Source organism: Ruminiclostridium papyrosolvens C7, from assembly GCF_000421965.1.
Taxonomy (GTDB): Bacteria; Bacillota; Clostridia; order Acetivibrionales; family DSM-1351; genus Ruminiclostridium; species Ruminiclostridium papyrosolvens_A.
Window position 1 is genome coordinate 44,915 of the sequence record NZ_ATAY01000015.1, and the last position, 23,148, is coordinate 68,062.

At 38.1% G+C, this 23,148-nt stretch carries 19 protein-coding genes; all 19 read right to left on the bottom strand.

Going from position 1 to position 23,148, the window contains the following annotated elements:
• Positions 1-41: 41 nt before the first annotated feature.
• Positions 42-2,474: an ATP-dependent Clp protease ATP-binding subunit gene (locus tag L323_RS24115; RefSeq protein WP_020814217.1), complete on the bottom strand. Its 2,433-nt coding sequence runs from the start codon at positions 2,472-2,474 to the stop codon at positions 42-44.
• 20 nt (positions 2,475-2,494) lie between these two features.
• Positions 2,495-3,517, bottom strand: coding sequence for a protein arginine kinase (locus tag L323_RS24120; RefSeq protein WP_020814218.1), 1,023 nt, complete (start codon positions 3,515-3,517; stop codon positions 2,495-2,497).
• Positions 3,514-4,002 carry a UvrB/UvrC motif-containing protein gene (locus tag L323_RS24125; protein ID WP_020814219.1) on the bottom strand — a complete coding sequence of 163 codons (489 nt, stop codon included), beginning with the start codon at positions 4,000-4,002 and terminating at the stop codon, positions 3,514-3,516. Before L323_RS24125 ends, L323_RS24120 begins: the two co-directional genes overlap by 4 nt.
• 43 nt (positions 4,003-4,045) lie before the next feature.
• On the bottom strand, positions 4,046-4,504 hold the full coding sequence (locus tag L323_RS24130; RefSeq protein ID WP_020814220.1) for a CtsR family transcriptional regulator: 459 nt from the start codon (positions 4,502-4,504) through the stop codon (positions 4,046-4,048).
• 273 nt (positions 4,505-4,777) lie between these two features.
• The gene (locus L323_RS24135; RefSeq protein WP_014312042.1) at positions 4,778-5,776 is read right to left on the bottom strand and encodes a GGGtGRT protein; all 999 of its coding nucleotides are present in this window, start codon (positions 5,774-5,776) and stop codon (positions 4,778-4,780) included.
• A 21-nt stretch (positions 5,777-5,797) separates the two neighbouring features.
• Positions 5,798-6,490 carry an iron-sulfur cluster assembly scaffold protein gene (locus tag L323_RS24140; protein ID WP_020814221.1) on the bottom strand — a complete coding sequence of 231 codons (693 nt, stop codon included), beginning with the start codon at positions 6,488-6,490 and terminating at the stop codon, positions 5,798-5,800.
• Between the two features lie 225 nt (positions 6,491-6,715).
• A complete protein-coding gene (locus L323_RS24145) occupies positions 6,716-7,906 on the bottom strand; it encodes an MBL fold metallo-hydrolase (protein ID WP_020814222.1) in 1,191 nt (396 codons plus the stop codon).
• A 223-nt stretch (positions 7,907-8,129) separates the two neighbouring features.
• Positions 8,130-8,675 carry a D-lyxose/D-mannose family sugar isomerase gene (locus L323_RS24150; protein ID WP_020814223.1) on the bottom strand — a complete coding sequence of 182 codons (546 nt, stop codon included), beginning with the start codon at positions 8,673-8,675 and terminating at the stop codon, positions 8,130-8,132.
• Between the two features lie 98 nt (positions 8,676-8,773).
• Complete coding sequence (locus L323_RS24155; RefSeq protein ID WP_020814224.1) at positions 8,774-10,945, bottom strand: hypothetical protein; 2,172 nt, start codon at positions 10,943-10,945, stop codon at positions 8,774-8,776.
• 87 nt (positions 10,946-11,032) lie between these two features.
• The gene (locus tag L323_RS24160) at positions 11,033-11,869 is read right to left on the bottom strand and encodes a carbohydrate ABC transporter permease (protein ID WP_020814225.1); all 837 of its coding nucleotides are present in this window, start codon (positions 11,867-11,869) and stop codon (positions 11,033-11,035) included.
• Entirely contained in the window at positions 11,859-12,749 is an 891-nt protein-coding gene (locus L323_RS24165; RefSeq protein WP_020814226.1) for a carbohydrate ABC transporter permease, read from the bottom strand. The genes L323_RS24160 and L323_RS24165 overlap by 11 nt, the downstream gene beginning before the upstream one ends.
• A 79-nt stretch (positions 12,750-12,828) precedes the next feature.
• Complete coding sequence (locus tag L323_RS24170) at positions 12,829-14,187, bottom strand: extracellular solute-binding protein (protein WP_020814227.1); 1,359 nt, start codon at positions 14,185-14,187, stop codon at positions 12,829-12,831.
• Between the two features lie 246 nt (positions 14,188-14,433).
• The gene (locus L323_RS24175; RefSeq protein ID WP_020814228.1) at positions 14,434-16,074 is read right to left on the bottom strand and encodes a response regulator; all 1,641 of its coding nucleotides are present in this window, start codon (positions 16,072-16,074) and stop codon (positions 14,434-14,436) included.
• Complete coding sequence (locus L323_RS24180; protein ID WP_020814229.1) at positions 16,071-17,822, bottom strand: sensor histidine kinase; 1,752 nt, start codon at positions 17,820-17,822, stop codon at positions 16,071-16,073. The genes L323_RS24175 and L323_RS24180 overlap by 4 nt, the downstream gene beginning before the upstream one ends.
• A 286-nt stretch (positions 17,823-18,108) precedes the next feature.
• Positions 18,109-19,311 (bottom strand): elongation factor Tu, encoded by a 1,203-nt coding sequence (gene tuf / locus L323_RS24185; RefSeq protein WP_020814230.1) that lies wholly within the window; start codon positions 19,309-19,311, stop codon positions 18,109-18,111.
• Between the two features lie 127 nt (positions 19,312-19,438).
• Entirely contained in the window at positions 19,439-21,520 is a 2,082-nt protein-coding gene (gene fusA, locus L323_RS24190) for an elongation factor G (RefSeq protein ID WP_020814231.1), read from the bottom strand.
• Between the two features lie 59 nt (positions 21,521-21,579).
• Positions 21,580-22,050: a 30S ribosomal protein S7 gene (gene rpsG / locus L323_RS24195; RefSeq protein WP_014312030.1), complete on the bottom strand. Its 471-nt coding sequence runs from the start codon at positions 22,048-22,050 to the stop codon at positions 21,580-21,582.
• 222 nt (positions 22,051-22,272) lie between these two features.
• Positions 22,273-22,701: a 30S ribosomal protein S12 gene (gene rpsL, locus L323_RS24200; RefSeq protein WP_014312029.1), complete on the bottom strand. Its 429-nt coding sequence runs from the start codon at positions 22,699-22,701 to the stop codon at positions 22,273-22,275.
• 78 nt (positions 22,702-22,779) lie between these two features.
• A complete protein-coding gene (locus L323_RS24205) occupies positions 22,780-23,022 on the bottom strand; it encodes a ribosomal L7Ae/L30e/S12e/Gadd45 family protein (protein ID WP_020814232.1) in 243 nt (80 codons plus the stop codon).
• Between the last annotated feature and the right edge of the window lie 126 nt (positions 23,023-23,148).

Sequence of the window (23,148 nt, forward strand, 5' to 3'; positions counted from 1 at the left end):
CTCATATTCCTTTTTTAGTAATCGGAAATAACAGTTTTTCCTTACTTCTTATTAACAACAACGTTTTCTGCGTCTAAGTCTATCCTGATGCTGTCTCCGGCCTTAACCTTACCTTCCAGCATATCTTCCGCAAGCTTATCCTCCACCATGCTTTGTATTGCACGTCTTAAAGGCCTTGCTCCAAACAGAGGGTCAAAGCCCTTTTGCGCCAGATAGCCCATAGCCTCTTCACTTACTTCCATTGTTATTTCATTAGCCTTTAGTCTCTTTACAAGAACATCAAGCATAAGACGTACAATTTCTTTTATATTTTCCTTGGATAAGGGATGGAAAACGATTATATCGTCAATTCTGTTAAGGAACTCCGGCCTGAACATCTTTTTGAGCTCGCCCATTACATTGTTCTTCATATCTTCATAATTCTTTGCGCTCTCATCATTTGATGCTGAGAATCCAAGTCTCTTTGGCTCAGTAATGGTTCTTGCACCTACATTCGAGGTCATGATTATAATGGTATTTCTGAAATCTACCACACGTCCCTGTGAATCAGTAAGTCTGCCATCTTCCAGTATCTGCAGCAGTATATTGAAAATGTCAGGGTGTGCCTTCTCTATTTCATCAAACAGAAGTACTGAGTACGGCTTTCTTCTGACCCTTTCAGTAAGCTGTCCACCCTCGTCATAACCTACGTAACCCGGAGGTGAACCAACCAGTTTTGACACACTGTGCTTTTCCATGAACTCGGACATATCAACACGTATCATTGACTTTTCATCACCGAACATTGCTTCTGCCAATGCTTTGCAAAGTTCGGTCTTACCAACTCCCGTAGGGCCCATGAATATAAATGAGCCAACCGGTCTCTTCGGGTCTTTCAACCCTACACGTCCTCTTCTGATTGCCTTTGATATGGATTTAACAGCCTCATCCTGGCCGATTACCCGCTTATGAAGAGTTTCTTCCATTTTTAGTAGTCTCTCGGATTCTTCCTCAGCAAGCCTCTTTACAGGTATCCCGGTCCAACTGGCAACAATATCAGCTATTTCGTCTTCTGTAACCGTATCCGTTTTTGTTTGATTCTTCTGGTGCCATTGATCCCTTATCTTATCTAGTTCATTTTTAAGCTTTTGTTCATCATCTCTTATTCTTGCTGCTTTTTCAAATTCCTGACACCTGATGGCATCTTCCTTCTCCTTACTTAGCTTTTCAACCCTCTCCTCCATTTCCTTTAAATCAGGTGGAGCAGTAAAGGTTTTGAGTCTTATTCTGGAAGCTGCCTCATCAATTAAGTCAATAGCCTTATCCGGCAGGAATCTGTCTGTTATATATCTGTCCCCAAGCTTAACTGCAGCTTCGAGTGCATCATCCGTTATCTTTACTCTGTGGTGGGCCTCATATTTATCACGAACACCCTTTAATATTTCAACAGCCTCTTCCTTTGAAGGTTCTCCTACGGTTATAGGCTGAAATCTTCTTTCCAGAGCTGCATCCTTTTCAATGTGTTTTCTGTACTCATTTAAGGTTGTAGCACCGATAACCTGAATTTCACCTCTTGCAAGAGATGGTTTGAGTATGTTTGAGGCATCTATGGCACCTTCTGCTGCACCTGCACCTACAATAGTATGCAGCTCATCAATGAACAATATTACGTTTGCAGCCTTACGAATCTCTTCCATTGCCTTTTTAAGCCTGTCTTCAAACTCTCCCCTGTACTTTGCACCTGCAACCATTGAGGATAAATCAAGGGTAACAACTCTTTTGTCGCTTAAAATCTCAGGAATATTGCCTTCAACAATTTTTTGAGCCAGCCCTTCTGCAATAGCAGTCTTACCAACACCCGGCTCACCTATGAGACATGGGTTGTTTTTGGTTCTTCTGCTAAGAATCTGAATAACTCTCTCTATTTCCTTGTCACGTCCTATAACAGGGTCAATTTTCCCATCCCTCGCCATATCTGTCAAATCTCTTCCAAACTGGTTCAGGGTAGGAGTATTTGAATTAGAACTGCTACTCTTAGCGGAACCGTTGGAGCCGGGAGATTCTTCGGTAAGAATTTTCACAAGTTCATTAAGAAGTTTTTGGGGATCGACTCCCAAATCCATCATAATCCTGACTGCAACACTTTCTCCCTCTTTCATAATTCCAAGAAGAAGATGTTCTGTTCCAATGTATCCCTGTCCCATCCTTCTTGCTTCTTTAAAAGCAAGCTCAAGCACTCTTTTGGTTCTGGGAGTGAACCCCACAGGCTGTGTACCTTCAGCATCTCCTTTACCAATAAGTTCTTCGATCTCCTTGAGAATTTTCTCCTCGGTTATTCCTTGACCCTGAAGTACTCTGGCTGCAACACCTGTTCCTTCTTTTACAAGTCCCAAGAGTATATGTTCAGTACCGACATAATTATGTCCCAAATCTACAGCAGCCTGCTGGGAAAATCCTATTGCCCTCTCTGCCTTTTCTGTAAAACGTTGATACATCTTTATCACCTCTCGTATACTTATTTTGTAATTTTTATTCTGATAAGTTCAGCCCTCTTTATATCTCTTTCGTCCTGTTCAAGGGGTTTACCTGACATTTTTTGAAGTGTTGCAGGCTGTGACAACACCATAGCTTCGTTAAGCGTCACTATATCTATATCATTAATTATTCCCATACTTACTCCAAGTCTTACATCAGAAAGGAGTTTGAAAGATTCTTGGGATGAAAGAATTCTTGCATTTTGAAGAATTCCATAAGACCTGAATATCCTGTCCTCAAATCTATTTATGTTTTTCTTATACAGCTGAAGTCTTAGTATCTTTTCTCTATCGATTATCTGCTTGCATATACCGTCAATACTGGCAATTGTTTCTTCTTCCTTTCTGCCCAGTGTCACCTGGTTTGAAACCTGAAACATATCTCCTACCGCTTCACTGTTCTCACCGTATATTCCCCGGACAGTTACACCGACCTTATTGCAACTTTCCAATATGGACTTCATATATCCTGTCATAACCAATGCAGGCAGGTGCAGCATTACTGATGCTCTCATCCCTGTACCGATATTTGTGGGACAGCTTGTAAGGTATCCATATTTGTCATCAAAGGCATAGTCTGCTTTTTCAGCTATAAGGGAGTCAATTTCATCACATACCTTGTATGCCTTTTCCAGCTGTATCCCCGGAAAAATAGACTGAACACGTAAATGATCCTCTTCATTTACCATTATGCTTATGTTTTCATTTTCATTTATGAATGCTCCGCTGTTTTCCTTGCTGTCAGCCAGTTCTGGACTGATAAGGTGTCTTTCCATCAGTGAAATTCTGTCTACCGGATGTAAAGTACTCATGTCTGCAAACATTAGCTTACCATAAACAGTAAACCCTGACATTATTTCCTGCATTCTTTTAATTAAATCAGCTTGTTGCTTTGTATTCATTTTTGCTGAAAACGGGATATCGGCAAAATTTCTTGCCAGCCTTACTCTACTTGAAACTGCAATGTCAAATTCAGGGCCTTTTTCTGCAGGTATTTTACTCATTGTCCCACCTCCAGACTTTTTATCCTGTCTCGGATTTTTGCAGCTTCTTCATATTTTTCATCTTTAATAGCCTCATTTAAAAGTTGTTTTAGCTTATCTATTTCATTGTTAATATTCACATTGCTGCTTACCCTTGCCGGAACCTTTCCGTGATGTTCTCCGTTTCCATGAAGTCTTTTTACTATAGGATCCAGTTTATCTGCAAACGCCTTATAGCACTGGGTACAGCCCAGCCTTGATGTTTTCAGGAATTCATCATACTCCATCCCGCAATTCTTGCATTTAAGCTTTACAGCGGGTTCCTGTTTCAGTTGTGCCCCAAATAATCCGCTAATCAAATCATTAAATCCGAAAGGAGAAATAAAGTCCTGCTGGCTCATTTCCTGTGCACATTCTTCACAAAGGTATATATCCAACTTTGTGTTATTTTTAATCTGTGTAAAATGTACATTTGCAGTTCTCTGCTGACAATTCTGGCAAAGCATAAAAATTACCTCCTAAAAAAACAATACCCTTAAATCTATATTCCTAAACCAGTAAGCTCATAATCATATTTTTTAGTAATGATGCCCTGATAATATCCCTGTCCGGCATGGGCAACCCGCCAAGAATCTTATCACTCACAGCGGCTTTCATCAAAAATCCTTCTCTTTCACTTATAACCTCATAATCTACAAAATTGTTAACAAACACTTCTGCCGATTGCTGAGATATACTTGAGCCCATGGAGGATATAATATGCATCAGGTAGTTTCCCGGTATATTGACATTAACACGTTTTATTTTTACATGTCCCCCACCGCCCCTTCGGCTCTCAACATAGTAGCCTCTGTCCACGGTAAATCTTGTTGATATTACATAGTTAATCTGAGACGGCACACAATTGAACTGGTTTGCTAGTTCATTACGTTGCAGTTCAATTGACCCGTTTGTATCCGCCATCATCTGCTTTATAAAAGCCTCAATCAAATCACTTAAACTTGCCACAACATCACCTCTATTTAAATTGATTTTGACTTTCTTTGACTTTAGTTATAGTATAATACGAATTTTTACCTTGTTCAATACTCTTACTAAAAAATTTTGAAAAAAATATCATTTTTACAATCGGCTTTCTGATAATATTATAATGCCTAACTGAATATATAATATTCTTTTGGTCAAATTGAAATAATTGCAAAAAAGGAGCCGTGCAATATTTAATAAACTATTGCGACAGCTCCTATTATACCAGCTTTAAATTCTTAATTAATAAACCAATTATTTTGCACTTTCTTCAATAGCAACTGCTACTGCAACAGTCATACCAACCATTGGGTTGTTACCTGCGCCGATAAGACCCATCATTTCAACGTGAGCAGGAACTGAAGATGATCCGGCAAACTGAGCGTCTCCATGCATTCTACCCATTGAATCTGTCAAGCCGTATGAAGCAGGTCCTGCAGCCATATTGTCAGGATGCAATGTTCTTCCTGTTCCTCCGCCTGAAGCAACTGAGAAGTATGTCTTACCATTTTCATTTGCCCACTTCTTGTATGTACCTGCAACTAAGTGCTGGAATCTTGTTGGGTTAGTTGAGTTACCAGTGATTGATACGTCAACATTCTCATGCATCATGATTGCAACGCCTTCAAGAACGTCATTTGCACCATATACTCTAACCTTAGCCTTGTCGCCGTTTGAATAAGCTTTGGTTCTAACAACGTTAAGAGTGTTTGTTGAAAAATCATAATCAGTTTCAACATATGTAAATCCGTTGATTCTTGAAATAATAAATGCTGCATCCTTACCAAGACCATTCAATATAACCTGAAGTGGTTCTTTTCTAACCTTGTTAGCTGTTTTAGCTATACCAATAGCGCCTTCAGCAGCTGCAAAGGATTCGTGTCCTGCCAGGAAGCAGAAGCATTTAGTTTCTTCTTTAAGAAGCATTGCAGCAAGATTTCCGTGGCCTAAACCAACTTTTCTTGATTCTGCAACTGAACCTGGGATACAGAATGCCTGTAATCCGATACCGATTGCTTCAGCAGCTTGAGAAGCGTTTGTTATACCCTTCTTAAGTGCAACACCACAACCGAGAGTGTATGCCCATACTGCATTTTCAAACGCGATTGGCTGTATACCTCTAACGATTGAGTCTACATCTATTCCTTTTGAAGTACAGAAGTCCTTTACTTCTTCAAGGCTCTTAAAGCCATACTCAGCTAAACATTTTTCTATTTGAGCTATTCTTCTTTCATAACCTTCAAATCTAACCACAGTATTCACCTCTCTCTTTAATTATTCGTGTCTAGGATCTATTACTTTAACTGCTTCAGCAAATCTGCCGTAAGTGCCTATATTCTTTTCATAAGCTTCCTTAGGATCTACGCCCTTCTTTATTGCATCAAGCATCTTTCCGAGTGATACGAACTTGTAACCGATAACTTCGTCATCAGCATCAAGACCTATGTTCAATATGTAACCCTCAGCCATTTCAAGGTATCTAACACCCTTAGCATTAGTAGCAAATATTGTACCAACCTGTGAACGTAAACCTTTACCAAGGTCTTCAAGTCCCGCACCGATTGGAAGACCGCCTTCTGAGAAAGCAGACTGTGTTCTACCATATGCCAACTGCTTGAATATTTCTCTCATAGCAACGTTTATAGCGTCGCAAACCAAGTCAGTATTTAGACATTCAAGAATAGTTTTTCCTTGAAGAATTTCAGCCGCCATAGCTGCTGAGTGAGTCATACCTGAGCAACCAAGTGTTTCAACAAGAGCTTCTTCAACTATACCTTCTTTAACGTTCAATGTGAGCTTACAGCATCCCTGCTGAGGTGCACACCAACCAATACCATGTGACAAACCTGATATATCGCTGATTTCTTTAGCTTTTACCCACTTACCTTCTTCAGGAATTGGAGCAGGACCATGATGCGGCCCCTTCTTTACAACACACATATTTTCAACTTCATGTGAGTAATTCATTTGACTTCCCCCTTCGCATAACTATTTGAAATTTTATTCATAGCTTTATTGAGTTTGAGGCTATTACCTCGATTTTATGTACTTCTGTTTCTACATACAGAGAAGCAAAACAAAAGCTGGTATTGGAATATAAATATTCAAAATACCAGCATTTATTATAACATATTTATGATAGTTGTAAGTAGCATTTTGTTAAAAAAAACACGAAAAATCTACTTTATAATCTTATTTTGCTTTAAGCTGTCTAGCAATGTTACGCCCCATTTCGACACACTGCTCAACTTCCGGCCCGGACATTTTGTATCTGAAGCCCAATGGTTCTGCACAAATTGTCAAACCGGCATCTCCAAGATCCTTGCTTATCTTCTTATGTGCCTCACCGCTCCAGCCATATGCTCCGAATCCCGCAGCAAGCTTATTCTTAATTTTCAAGGACTTAATTTCCTCCAACAAAGCTGCTATTGGTCTTGTAACTGTATTGTTAACCGTACAGCTTCCTATGAGGACGGCATTTGCCTTAAAAATCTCAACATTCAGGTCACTCTTATCTCTTGTAGCAGCATTGATTATCCTATAGCTTACTCCTTCTTCTTCAAAGCCTCGTCCTATTGCTTCTGCCATGGCTCTGGTGGTATGGTACATTGTATCGTAAATAATTGCTGCATAGCCTTCATTATAGTTGGGGTCAGCCCACTCATCATACTTCTTGATAATCTGGGCCGGGTTATCTCTCCAAATAACCCCATGACTAGGCGCAATCATGTCAATATCAAGATTTAAAGAAGATATTTGCTCTATCTTCTTCTTTATTAGGGGTCTGAAAGGAGTAAGAATATTTGCATAGTACTTTATTGCTTCCTGATAAAGTTCACAGGTATCAACTTGGTCATTAAACATATCAGTCCCGCAATAGTGCTGACCAAAAGCATCATTGGATATAACCAGTTTCGCACCTTCAACATACTCAAGCATACTGTCAGGCCAGTGAATCATCTGCATGTCAACAAATTTCAGCTTATATTCTCCCAAGTCCAGAGTATCTCCAGTTTTAACTATATTAAAATTCCAATCTTTTTCGAAATACTTTTTAATGATTTCGGAACCGTTTTTTGTACAGTATATAGGAGTATTGGGAATTTTGCTCATCAAAAGCCCAAGGCTTCCGCCATGGTCCGGCTCAACGTGGTTAATAACAATTGCATCTATATTTGACAGTCCTACACTCTTGTCCAGATCCTCTACAAATTGTTCCTTGTATGGGTCCCACACAGTATCAATAAGTACTGTCTTCTTATCTCTTATAATATATGAATTATATGAAGATCCCCTGTGGGTTGAAAGTTCATGTCCGTGAAAAACACTTAGTCCCCAGTCTCTTATTCCGCACCAGTATATATTCTTCTTTATTTCTATCATTTATTTTTTTACCGTCCTTTCATATAATTTCAAGTTTATCATTTACTTATCCATTGAGAATAATACTTTAATATTATATACCCTCATCCAAACTTGTTAAACACTTTATCTATAAATACCTAAAAGGATATTTAAGGCTAATTTTAACACAAAAAGCCCCGGGAGACTCATTTGAATTTAAGAAGAGTCTTCCGGGGCTTTTCCTGCCCGCTATCAAATAATACTATTTTTCTACTTCAGGGATTCTTTTTATCCTTTTATCCGAAAAAATATCTGATGAGTCATCTGAATTTGTAGAAAACTCAGATATGATTGCGCCATCATCACCTGCCTGAAACCAGTGAAGAGTGTTTGGATAAAGAGTATACTGCTCTCCGGGACTCAATATTATTTCATGCCATACAGTGTAGTACCCTTCACTTCCTGCGGGCACTTTACAATGAATCTCTTTAGACTTTTCACCTTCAACATAAAGGTAAACCTTTCCACTTCTGCATCTGAAAGTCTCCTCTTTACCGGGGTTACCATTTCTGTCAGGATGCCTGTGCTCAGGACATGTCTGGCGTGGGAAAAGAACCATTTCCTTTGCACACACTCTGTCAGTATTAACAAAAGTTATTAATTGAAGACCAGTCTGTTTTAAATCATTCAATCCAAAATCAGCAACCTCTATACGTTTCTTCTCATCATCTGTCAGAACTATTGACGCGTTTTCAAAAAAAGCCAGGGTAGCCTCTACTACCTTGCTGAATTCCTGCTTACTCAACATAAATTATTCATCCCTTTTCTTAAACAGACACTCATCAAACCGGAGCTCAGATAAAGACGGTTTAAGAAGCGTTGTATTGTTTTATATAATTATAACTATTATTTATTAACTTCCACAACTGCATACAAAGGCAAATCATAAATTTTAATGTTCAGAACATCCCCATCCATACTGTTGTTAAATTTTATCTCACTGCCATTGAGAGTATGAATTTTAATAGTGCTATATTTATTACCTGTTAAATGTATTTTTAAGTTCAATTCAGATAAAGGTTTTACGAAATCCTCCTGTTTGGAATAGTCGTAATTTATCAGGTGTATTGCCATCCCATTTTCAATTGAATGGGTCTGCACTCCGATTGTCTCATTATCCAAAGTGACCTTCCATAAATCCTTGTAGGCACTCTGGAACATTTTATCAAATTCCTTGAGAGCTGTAGGTTTATACTTGTCATTCACACAATAAGTAACATTGTCTATTTTCTCCATATCCTCAATCCATTCCGGCAGGTTTTTTGCTGCCTGACCGAATATCAAGACTCTGCCGATTTGTTTTGCATATGTTTTTAGGACATCAGCCTGATTTTCAGTTAATATACTGCATTCAGGAAGAATAACCAAATCGTAATCTTCAATATCTTTTGCACAAAACTCATCTTCCCTTAGCTCTCCATCTGCAATAAACTTTACGTCAAAGCCTACCTGCTTTTTGGACAGACTTCTGCTTACTTCCCAGAAAGGCATTCTGACACCGTTTGGATCATCAGGATCAATTACACTGTATGAAAGAGTTCCCTCCTCCTCACCATCCAAAACACTGCTGGAGTATCCTGCAATAGCTTCGGACCAGTAGTTGCTGGCAAAACTGTACAGAACTAGCACATTGGCTCCAGATTTCTTAGTGAACAGTCTTTCGTTGTTTACAAGGAAAGACTGTACCTCACAGGTTACATTTCTGGGAGGCCAGAAAGCATCTTTAACTGTATTGCCCATCCATGCACCATATGGAACCGACATATTGCAGCCATATGCTGAAGCCTCTATCAAAAGAAGCCTGTAAAGGTCATAGCCTTTTCCTTCATTAAGCAGGTCAACTAACTCATAAACTGCACTTCCATAAGGATTTTCCGCCACAATTACAGGCTTGTCCCCTGCGAAGCCTGCCACATATCTGTACCAGTGGGACTGTTTCAGGATACTTTGCTTCATTTCAGTTATTATTACATCGGCACTTGGTTCCAATGGATAGTATGAAGGCATGATATCAAAGAAGTTTCCCGATACCAGTATATCCCTGCCTATTTGTCTTCCATATCCCTTTGCATAGTCCGCAAGTTCCTTAAAATGTTTCTTTATTGCTCGCAGCTGGTACTCCCAGTAATACTTGAATAACGGAAGCTCACCTACATTGCCTGGATAAACTACATTTCTCGCCTTAAGATATTCACCGTAGTTAAAGCTATCCAGGTTAACATCCTTCAGCTCTTCAGGACGTTGTCCTTTTGCATCCAACTCTTTGAGGTATGCATTAAACTGTTTCATACAGTCCTTGCAGAAGCAGCCTCCATACCTTATGGATGTCATCGGAAGCTCGCATTCATCCAGTTGAATCCCTGCAACACCCGCATCTATCTGTATTTTAATTATTTGTTTAAGGTATTCTCTCCATACCGGATTATTTCTGCACATTGAGTATGCTATATGCTCATGATTTTTTACCTCAACCCATTCCGCATGACAGGGTACTCCATTGAAATCCCTTGCACAGCATTCCTCCCATATATTTGTTACTGATTCCCCGTCACTGTTGTACAGGCCATTTGGAAAATAGTCTGAGAATTTTTTTCCAAACACTTCATAGTACTTGTCATTGGAGAACTCCCTCAAGCCATACCAATCATGGGGTTTACCGTCCTTTATGACATTAAGCTCCTTAAACTGCTTATTATCAGGGCTGAATATTGCCGGGAATTCCCAACCCTGCACCTCAAATACTATACCGAAAACCTTTATGCCCCGCTTATTACATTCTGCTATAAATTCAGAGTCATTCATATATCCGTAAAATCGAAGCCTTGGGTCTACATCTCCAAACGCTTCATGCTCCAAATATGGAAGAGATATCGAACCGCCTCCAAGTGCAGACCAGACAAGCAGCGTACCATGATATTTTTCCAAGTCCTCTACCATCTGCATACTTCTAATGGGCAAGCTTGGGTGGTAACAATGATTATTCTTGTACCAGCCGTCAAAATATATTCCTCTTTCCAAAATAGACACCGTCCTTGTAAAATTATTCTTGTTTAACTTGTAGTTATTAGCTTCTTCGACTCACTAACACAACATTCTTATCTTATGCTAACCTTTAACTGAGCCTGCTGTCATACCTTCAATAACTCTTTTGGAAAACAACAGATAAATTATAATAACCGGAAGAACCGCAATAACCATCGCCGCCATCAATTGAGGGTAATTTACCGTATATTGTCCGTTGAAATTTGACAGGCCTATGGGAATGGTTTTCAAACTCTGCTTTCTTAATAGAATAAGTGAAAACGGGAATTCATTCCAAGAATTTAAAAATGAAAGTATTAATATTGTTGAAATAACTGGTCTGCACACGGGCATAACAATTTTAAAAATTATAGTTGAAGTACTGCCTCCATCCAGATATGCTGCTTCTTCAATCTCAACAGGTGTAGATTTTATGAAGCTTTCAAAAAGAAATACAGCCATAGGTAATCCAAAAGCAACATACGGAAAAATAAGTGTAAAACGCTGGTCAAGGAGATGCAGCACCTTGAATTGTATAAAAAGCGGTATCAGCAGACTATGAACAGGCACAAGCATTCCAAATAAAAACAATACATATACTGCATTTCTTAACTTAAAATTATATCTGGATAAAAAGTATGCTACTATAAAGCCTATTAATATTATCAATATTACAGATATGACACTGTTAAAAAGACTGTTTCCAAAGAACATATGCATTTTTCCAACTTTTATTGCTGCAATAAAATTGTCAAAGTGCAGAACCTTTGGTAATGAGATTATATCAAGGCTGAATTCCTGCTGTGTTTTCATCGAAGAATACAGCATCCATACAAGCGGAAAGATACACGTAATTGAAAACATAATCATAAATAGGTTTGCAATTATTTGTGAAATCAACGTAATTATTTTATGCTTCATTATCTTTACCTCCCCATAGTTTTCTGCTAAGGAGAATAAGTGTAAGGCTGAGTACCAGAATTCCAATAGAAATTGCACTGCCATACCCCAGTTTAAACATTATAAATGAGTTTATATATGCATACTGAGCCATTACCATTGAGCTTGTTCCCGGTCCTCCACCGGTCATTACATATATGTGGTCAAAAATCTTCATATTTCCGGCTATGCAGAGCATTACCGCAACTTTCAGGGTATCCTTTAACAAGGGTATTGTAATGTATACAGATCTTTTTATTCCTACTGCTCCGTCTAAGTCTGCACTTTCGTATATATCCGGGGATATACCCTGGACAGCCGACAAGAAAATTACAAGGTAAAAACCTATATACTGCCATATTATGGGCATACTTACAGAAAACATTACATATTTAGGATTATCAAGCCATGGCCTTATTAAAGATCCTAACCCAACTGACTTCAATACAAAATTTAATAAGCCGTAATCCTTGTTATACATAATAGTCCAGAGAAAGCCTACTACTATTGCAGATACTACTACCGGAAGAAAAATGATATTCCTGTGTATTGCCTTGAACTTTAACAACTTTGAAATCATTAGTGCTGTTATTACCAGAGCAATTCCTACTTGTCCCACCATTGATAATAAGATAATCACCAGGTTATTTTTAAATGAATTCCAGAAATCCATGTCTTTTATAAGGTATTGGTAATTCTTTAGCCCGATGAATTTCATACTAGCACCACCGCTGTAATTATAAAAACTATATATCAGTGAAATTATCAACGGGATTATTACTATGAAACAATATATTAACAAACCGGGAGCTAAGTAGGCTGCTATAACACGACCCTTGGGCCTTAAAGTCTTACTAGCCATATAACCTCCATGTTCTGATTAGTATATATCCAGGAGTGATAACTCCCGGATATAAATCTAATCATATTTTATGCCTCTGTTATTTTTCGTACTCAGCTTGTATCTTCTTTGCAAGTTCTTCAGGAGAAATGTTGTTTATCAATAACTGCTGAAGTCCTGTATTCATAACCTGAATCAAATCTGCAGACAACTGTGCATCATATATTGGAACAGCCTTGATCTTGGACGCAAGCTCAAGATATTTTGACGAAAGAGGAGCAAGTTTACTTTTGTCGACGTCTTTTGGATTGCTTGCTGGGAATGCATTTGATTCTACTGCAATTTTTGCATAATCAGCATCCGTAACAGCCTTAAGAATCTTGAAAGCTGCTGTCAGCTTAGCTCCCTCTAATTCTGAGTTTACATTATAAGCCCATGCACCACCGGCTGAGTTCTCCATTGGATCACCCTTGCCGCCATCAACTGCAGGAAGCAGAGCCAGTTCTGTATTTTCCTGGATATCCTTTGGTGCGTCGTTGATTACATTGCTAATTGCCCAATTACCTTCCATAAACATTGCTGCCTTGCCGTTGTAGTAAGGTGTTTTTTGCTGCATATTGTCAATACTGTTCAGATCAGAATTGAATGCGCCTACTTTTGCAAGTTCCTGCAAAGCTGCCAAAGCACTTATAAATTCAGGGTCTGTAAACTTCGCACCTTTTTTCTCCTTAATGCTGGTAAACCATTCAGGTCCGGTAAATCTGTCTCCGAGTGTACTGAGGATACATGATTCTGCAACCCAATTACCTTTGTTACCTAGAGATATAGGAGTTATTCCTTTAGCTTTAAGTTTGTTGATAGCATCAAGGAAGTCTTTCCAGTTTGCAGGGAATGTAGAAATACCGGCATCATTAAGTAATTTCTTATTGTAGTAAATCAGATGTGTATTAAGCATCTGGAATGGAATACCATAATTTTTTCCCCCGACTGTAAAGTCGTCGAAAGCACCTTGCAAAAAGCTGTTTTTCCAGTCCGCATCTGCATTTAATACATCATCCACAGGATTAATTAATTTATTATCAATAAACATGCTAGTCATAGAACCCTTAACTATAAATATATCAGGAAGCTCATTACCAGCAGCCAATGTTCTGACTTTAGTTTCGTAGTTATCGTGACTAAGCGGTTCTTCGTTTATTTTTATATTCGCGTTATCGGCTTTAAACTTTTCCATTGCCTTATGGAAAGCTATTGAATTGCCCTCTGTGTCCTCATTGGGGAACATATGGATAAATGAAAGTGTTACGGGTTCCTGACTGCTACCTGAGGCAACAGTACTCTGTACTGCCGTAGAGGAAGATGTACTGTCCTCTGAGACGTTTGAGGAACTACAGGCTGCCAAAGAGAATATCATTGAAACAGCGACCAACAGGGCTAAAAGCTTAATATTTCTTTTCATAAAATATTTTCCTCCCTTATTATGTTGTAAAAACTGGTCTTCTTAGTACTTATTAGTTTTTATTTGAAAATTAAAATAATAGAAATTGTTACTGAGAAACTGCAGCGCCACAGTTCATACTAGAATTATAAGATTATTATTGTAAAAAAAACATGCTTATATCTACACTAATATCGTGATTTATGTTATGTTGCTATTTTATTTACTTAAAGAAATGATTATTTAATATACAAACGCTGTAAATGATTATTTTACAGCGTTTGTATTATTTTGAGAGGCTTGTAGAAGGTTTTCCCTATATTCTTTCGGTGTACATCCGACGTACTTTTTAAAGTTGTTTGCAAATATCTTATAGTCATTATATCCGACTTTCTCGGCTACCTCATATACTCTGAACTTTATATCCTTCAAAATAACTTTTGCTTTATCAAGCCTTACGTTATTCAGCCATTCAGTAAAGCTTTTTCCGGTTTCCTTTTTGAATACCCTGCTGAAATAGTTGGGGGAGACATACGTAATGGCAGCAATATCCTCCACCCCTATATTTTCTGCATAGTGGTCATTCATGTATTGTATCGCTACTTTTACAATGCCTTTAAATTTCTCGTTCTTACCTTTTTGCATTGCCTCTATATAACCCTGAAAGATATTTTTCATCCAAAGCTTAATGTCCTCAAGGGTTTCATACTTTTCTATATCCGCATATCCTCCGAACTGCCTGTCCCCATAATTTCTATAGTCAACTCCAAGCTCATCCAGCTGGCTTTCTGCAATAGTGATAATTCTAAGACATATATTTTTTACTTCAGAATAGTCTGCCTTAGTTTTTATAAAGTTTGAATACATCCTCTCAAGAACTATGGAAAGCTTATCGGTATCCATTGTTTTAAGATATCCTATAACCTCTTTTTCATCCGAGGATGAGTAAATAACTTGTGAAACAGCACCAAGCTTTTCAACATCAAGGATAGTTATAATCCTGTCCTTCCCTACAAAGACCTTGTTTTTCAATATATATAAGACTTCATCATATGCCCTGGGTAATTCTGATACAGCCTTATATACATTGCTGACACCTATTGTTAGAGTCACCCCGTATTGTTTTTTAACTGTATATCGTATTTCCTTATAGAGGTTAAATAAATCATACCTGTTAGAATCCTTGACATTTATAACAGAAAACAGATAATCTGCCTCACTGTGACATACTATACTTTTTGTTGATGGATTCAGAATTTCTTCGGCAGAATTTTTTATTCTATTCTTAATTAATTCCTTCTCACTGCTGGTCATATTTTCGGTAATCAAAAAGAAATCGTCTATATCAATAATAATAAGCTGAAACTCCTTACCTGACAAATCAACATTCAATTCCTTGGATTTTTCGGTAATATCGGGTACATTTACACTTTCCGCGTTTAAAATCGAAGTTATAAACCGCGTCTGCATAAATGATAGGTTTTCTCTGAAAATATTCTTAATCCTTATATCCTGACTAACTTCATTATTCTTTCTGATAATTTCATCACATTGCTTCAGTACGATCTTAACAAGTTCACCAGCACCAATAGGTTTTAACAAATATTCATTAACGCCCATACGAAGTGCTTCCCTAGCATATTTAAATTCATCATACCCGCTTATAATAACTACCCTGACATCAGGCATGTTTTCCCTGAGCATCTTTGTAAGTTCAAGGCCGTCAACTACAGGCATACGAACGTCTGTAATGACAATATCCGGCTTTAATTCCAGTGCCTTTTCAAAGCCTTCTCTACCGTTAGAAGCCTCCCCCACAACAGTCATCCCCATAGATTCCCAATCAATGGATGTAATAATACCTTTACGTATAACCGCTTCATCATCAACTATTAGTATCTTAATCATTTTTCCATTGCCTCCATGCTATATGGCTGTGTTATTACAGCTGTAGTGCCACATACCCGGTTAAAAAATTCAAGACCGTATTTATCACCATAATAAAGCTTTATTCTGTCATTAACATTCTTAATTGCCAAGCCTTTATTGTTTTCAGTTGTTTTGTCAAGAAGCTGCTGGATTTCTTCCAAATTTACACCATAACCGTTATCACTGATAATGAAAACTAGCCTGCTATCTTCCTGTCTGACCGTGATATCAATTTCACCGCTCTCTCCTTTCTTTTCAATACCATGAACTATGGAGTTTTCGATAAGCGGTTGCATAACTAGCTTTAAAGTAACACACTCCAGAACTTCAGGATCAACATGGAGTGAAAATTTAATCATATCCTTATACCTTGACTGCTGGATGACTATATAATTCTTTACATGCTCTATCTCCCGCTTGACAGTTGTAGTCTCATTGCCGCTGTTCAGACTTAACCTAAACAACTTTGATAAGGCTTCAACCAAAGTACAAGTCTCATAAGCCTTTTCCATTCTTCCCATCCAGTATATGTTATCAAGAGTGTTATACAGGAAGTGAGGATTAATTTGAGCCTGCAATGCTCTGAGTTCAGCTTCCTTTTGTTTTATCTGAACCGTATATACTTTTTGTATCAATTCTTTTAATTTCACAGACATTTTATTAAAATTTCTGCTCAAAAGGGTAATTTCATCATTTCCCTGAGGCTCAACATATACATCAAAGTCTTCATTCTCAAGCCTTCCCATCATCTTAAAAAGCTTCTTAAGTCTACTCAATATCCCTTTTGAAAAGAGTATCGCAATAATAACACAAACTGAAAAGCTTATAATCATTGCTGTTAGAATCGCACTCTGGGTTCTGATATTTTCCTTAAGAAGTTCCTGCATTGGAACCATATTTACAACCTTCCATCCCAGACTGTCAATTGTACAATAAGTTACAAGGTAATTGGTTCCATTGCCATTATAGTTAAAATAGTTTTCCATAGAATCCAATGAATTTATTCCGAAAACATTATTTTCAAATTTTTGTCCTATTTTACTTCTGTTAGTCGCTGATATTACAATTCCTTCATTGTCAATAATAAAGAAATCGTCACCTTTTCCAATTATTTTATCCTTATATATGTTAAAGAAAGCATTCTCTTCCATATTTATTTTAAGAATAGCAAGCTTACTGGAGACATTTGCTACATCATTTACTATTCTAATCATAGAAAATACATTGGTGGTTTTATCATTATAATTAATGACCTTATTTATATACCACATGGACTTTCCTCTTAATCCCGTTACCTTTTCTATGGTAGCAGTATCGATTTCATTCCTGGTACCTGCGGTATTGAGTTCAAAGTTATTGAAGCCTTTTATATATATTGAGTTTACAAAAGATTTTGAAGCCAATAATTGCATTAAATCGGTTTCTATTTTTATTTTCTTTTTTGATATCGTTTCTGTTGGCTCATCCGACTTAAGCTTCAGGAACTCCCTTACATCCTCATTTTGGATAAGGTACAGGGAAGTATCACCAATGTTGTCTACTATAAACTCAATATTGTTACCAATCTGTTTAACAGTGTTCATATTAGATATTGCTATCTTTTGTTGGAGAATCTGGGATGATTTTATAAAAGATATAATTCCCAAAACCGTTATCGGAATAATTATTATTATGAACGAAAAAAGCAACACCTTGTATTGCAAACTGAAAAACCGCTTTTTACTCATACAGCCCCCTTGACAACACCTTATGAATAGAGCGAACCTTTTATTTATTTTTAAATATTACCTTATAATTGTATTGTCATCTGTTATGTATAACTATTATGTAACTTAATATAAAAATAACACATCTTAAAAATTATTGCAATTTTACATAGCTCTATGGCAGCACTTTACATAACCTCACCTTAATAACCCTAGCCAGCATAACACAAAAGGCAGAGTCTGTAATCAGACTCTGCCTTTTGTATATCTTTTTAATAATCTTTTAATTATGATACATAATCAAAAATTATTCGATAATCTTTGAAACGTTACCAGCACCAACTGTTCTACCACCTTCACGGATAGCGAACTTAAGTCCTTCATCCATAGCGATAGGAGTGATCAATTTGATCTTCATTGTGATGTGGTCACCAGGCATAACCATTTCTGTTCCTTCTGGAATTTCGATAACACCTGTAACGTCAGTTGTTCTGAAGTAGAACTGTGGTCTGTAACCATTGAAGAATGGCTTATGTCTTCCACCTTCAGCAGAAGTCAAAACGTAAACCTGACCTTCAAAGTAAGTGTGAGGTTTGATTGATCCTGGCTTAGCTAGAACCTGTCCTCTTTCGATTTCGTTTCTCTGAACACCTCTTAAGAGAGCACCAATATTGTCACCAGCTTGAGCTTGGTCAAGAAGCTTTCTGAACATTTCAACACCAGTTACAACAGTCTTCTTAGGAGCTTCCATCAAACCAACGATTTCAACTTCGTCTCCAACCTTAACAATACCCTTCTCAACTCTACCAGTAGCAACAGTACCACGACCTGTGATTGAGAAAACATCCTCTACAGGCATGATAAATGGCTTGTCAGTAGCTCTTTCAGGAGTTGGGATATACTTGTCAACTTCTGCCATAAGAGCAACGATTGGAGCATATTCAGGAGCGTTTATATCAGTTGAAGTACTTTCGAGAGCCACAAGAGCTGAACCTCTTACGATAGGAGTATCATCACCTGGGAATTCATATGTGCTCAACAATTCTCTAACTTCCATTTCAACCAATTCGATAAGTTCTTCATCATCAACCATATCGCACTTGTTCAAGAATACGATGATGTAAGGAACACCAACCTGATGTGAAAGAAGAATGTGTTCTCTTGTCTGAGGCATTGGGCCGTCAGCAGCTGAAACAACGAGGATAGCACCGTCCATCTGAGCAGCACCAGTGATCATGTTCTTAACGTAGTCGGCATGGCCTGGGCAGTCAACGTGAGCGTAGTGTCTTGTTTCAGTTTCGTACTCAACGTGAGCGGTATTAATTGTAATACCTCTTTCTCTTTCTTCTGGAGCAGCATCGATTTGGTCGTATGCTTTGTATTCAGCTCTTCCTGAGAATCCAAGAACCTTAGTGATAGCAGCTGTTAAAGAAGTCTTACCATGGTCAACGTGACCAATTGTTCCGATATTAACGTGGGGTTTGTTTCTTTCGAATTTAGCCTTAGCCATTTTAAAATCTCCATCCTTTCATTAAAGCGCTGTGCGCTAATTTATACTCATTTACTTTATTTAACAGGAGTAAACTTTACAGTGCTTTCACTATAAAGTTTACTCTTGCAATTAACCAACTATATGATTACTCAGCACTACTTCTGTTAGAAATAACTTTCTCCTGAATGCTCTTAGGCACTTCTTCGAAGTGGCTCGTCTGCATGGAGAATGTACCTCTTCCCTGTGTTGAGGAACGAAGTGCAGTAGCGTATCCGAACATCTCGGAAAGTGGAACCATAGCTCTTATATTCTGAGCTCCGCCACGAGCTTCCATACCTTCGATACGACCTCTTCTTGCGTTAAGGCCTCCCATAACGTCTCCCATATATTCCTCAGGAACGCTAACGTCAACTTTCATGATTGGTTCAAGCAGAACAGGATTTGCCTTTCTGCAACCGTCTTTGAATGCCATTGAACCGGCAATCTTAAACGCCATTTCAGATGAGTCAACTTCATGGTATGAACCGTCAATAAGAGTAACTCTAACGTCAACAACGTTGTATCCAGCAAGAACACCTGTATTCATAGCTTCCTGAATACCTGCATCTATTGGAGCGATGTATTCCTTAGGAATAGCACCACCAGTAATCTTATTTACGAATTCGTAACCAGCACCTGGTTCTCTTGGTTCAAGTTCGATTACACAGTGACCGTACTGACCTTTACCACCAGACTGTCTTGCATATTTCATTTCAGACTTAACAGGCTTACGAATAGTTTCCTTGTAAGAAACCTGTGGGTTACCAACATTAGCTTCAACCTTGAATTCTCTCATCATTCTGTCAACGATGATATCAAGATGAAGTTCACCCATACCGCCGATGATAGTTTGTCCGGTTTCAGCGTCAGTATGAACTCTGAATGTAGGATCCTCTTCAGCCAGCTTCTGGAGTGCTATACCCATCTTTTCCTGTCCGGCCTTAGTCTTAGGTTCTATGGCAACTTCTATAACAGGTTCCGGGAATTCCATTGATTCAAGAATTACAGGGTTATCTTCTAGACAAAGAGTATCTCCTGTTGTTGTATCTTTAAGACCAACAGCAGCTGCAATATCTCCTGAATAAACAGTCTGTATCTCTTCTCTATGGTTTGCGTGCATTTGAAGAATTCTTCCGATTCTTTCTCTCTTGTTCTTTGTAGAGTTAAGAACATAAGAACCTGAGTTCAATGTTCCTGAATATACTCTGAAGAAGCAGAGTTTACCAACATATGGGTCGGTCATAATCTTAAATGCAAGTGCTGCAAACGGACCATTGTCATCTGCAGGTCTTTCAATCTCTTCCTCACCGTCCATTGAAATACCCTTTATAGCTGGGATATCAAGTGGTGATGGCATAAAATCAACAACTGCATCAAGCATTTGTTGTACGCCTTTATTCTTGTATGATGAACCACAGGCTACAGGTATCATTTTAACGGCAATAGTAGCCTTTCTGATACCAGCCTTTATTTCCTCTATAGTGAGTTCTTCACCTTCAAGGTATTTCATCATAGTGTCTTCGTCTTGTTCAGCAACTGATTCCAGTAATATTTCACGATATTTCTTTGAAATTTCAACCATATCGTCAGGGATAGGCTGATCTTCGATTACCTGACCTAAATCATCTTTAAATATATGAGAAGTCATAGTAACCAAATCAACCATACCAATAAAGCTGTCTTCACTGCCTATTGGTAATTGTATAGGTACTGCATTACACTGTAATCTGTCTTTCATCATAGAGACTACGTTATAAAAATCAGCTCCCATTATATCCATTTTATTTACATATGCCATACGGGGAACTCCATACTTATCAGCTTGTCTCCAAACTGTTTCAGATTGAGGTTCAACACCGCCCTTTGCACAGAAAACCGTTACCGAACCATCGAGTACACGAAGAGATCTTTCAACTTCAACAGTGAAGTCAACGTGCCCCGGCGTGTCAATAATATTTATCCTGTTACCCTTCCACTGTGCGGTAGTAGCCGCAGAAGTGATAGTGATACCTCTCTCCTGCTCCTGCTCCATCCAGTCCATAGTAGCAGCACCTTCATGAACTTCGCCGATTTTGTGAACTTTTCCTGTATAAAACAGTATACGCTCGGTTGTTGTTGTCTTACCAGCATCAATATGAGCCATTATACCGATATTTCTAGTATGTTCCAAATCAAATTGCCTGGGCATGATTACCCTCCTTTCACGATAGTTCGGATTGATAAATTATCAATCCATTTATATTATTATTACCATCTGTAATGAGCAAATGCTCTGTTAGCTTCAGCCATCTTATGAGTATCTTCTTTCTTCTTGTAAGCTCCACCCATATTGTTGATAGCGTCGAGTATTTCTCCTGAAAGTCTTTCCCTCATAGTACGCTCGCCTCTTTTGCGAGAGTAATCAACTAGCCATCTTAAGCCCAGGGTTTGTCTTCTTTCAGGTCTAACTTCCATAGGAACCTGATATGTTGCTCCACCGACTCTTCTAGCCTTTACTTCGAGAACTGGCATGATGTTTGCCATAGCTTCTTCGAATACTTCCAAAGGATCTCTGCCGGTTTTTTCTTTGATAATATCAAAAGCATCGTAGCATATCTGCTGTGCAACACCCTTTTTACCATCATACATTACGTTGTTAACCAGTTTAGTAACAGTTTTGCTTCCATACATTGGATCAGGTAAAACATCTCTTTTTGAAATATGACCTTTTCTTGGCACCTTACTTCCCTCCTTTTATGATAACATTTGATATGGGATATACCCATAGAAAGTATCACAGGTACTCGTGGTTTAAACCGTCGTCAGCGCAAGTACATTAATATACCTTACTAGTTTAACAGAATTTAGATAATTTTATTAAGAACCTATTTTCTCTTATACAATATATATATAATCACGTACTAAGCACCTAACATTTTAAATTGTCAGCACGCTGTGTTATTACTTTTTAGCGGCACCTGCCTTAGGACGCTTTGCACCGTATTTTGAACGGCTCTGCATTCTTTTGGCAACTCCGGCAGTGTCAAGAGTACCTCTAATAATGTGGTACCTTACACCAGGTAAGTCTTTAACTCTTCCGCCTCTGATAAGAACAACGCTATGCTCCTGTAGGTTATGTCCTATTCCAGGAATATATGCAGTTACTTCTATACCGTTTGTAAGACGAACTCTGGCAACTTTACGAAGCGCTGAGTTAGGCTTCTTTGGTGTAGAAGTCTTAACAACAGTACAAACTCCTCTTTTTTGAGGGCTGCTTAAATCTGTAGGCTTTTTCTTCTTTGAGTTAAATCCTTTCTGGAGAGCTGGAGCAGTTGATTTCTTTTCGATAACTTCTCTGCCCTTTCTAACCAGCTGATTAAATGTTGGCATTAGTACACCTCCTTTCAAAGGTAATAATTATATATTTTATATATACCTTACCAATTAGTAAGAATAAATAAATATAAGCTACTTTAAAATACACGCAACTGCAGCGTCAACGTCAATTCCACAGGCTTTTCCCAGTTGCTTCATTGAATCAACATATGTTACTGGAATTGCTTTTGCCTCACAAAGTTCTATAATTCCTCTTACAACCCTCTGCTCACAATCCCTCGCAATTATAACATTTGACGCGACACCGTTTTCTACGGCTTTGGTAGACTGCTTGACACCAACTGCCTTTTTACAGTGTTTAAGATCATCCAACAATTCTTTAGTCCTCCAATTGTGGTTTTCTCTTTAATTTTAGAAGTGTTCTGAATTTGCACACAAAAAAATGCACAAAATCAATGCACTGAATTATTTTATCACTCTGTATTATCTTTTGTCAAGGGT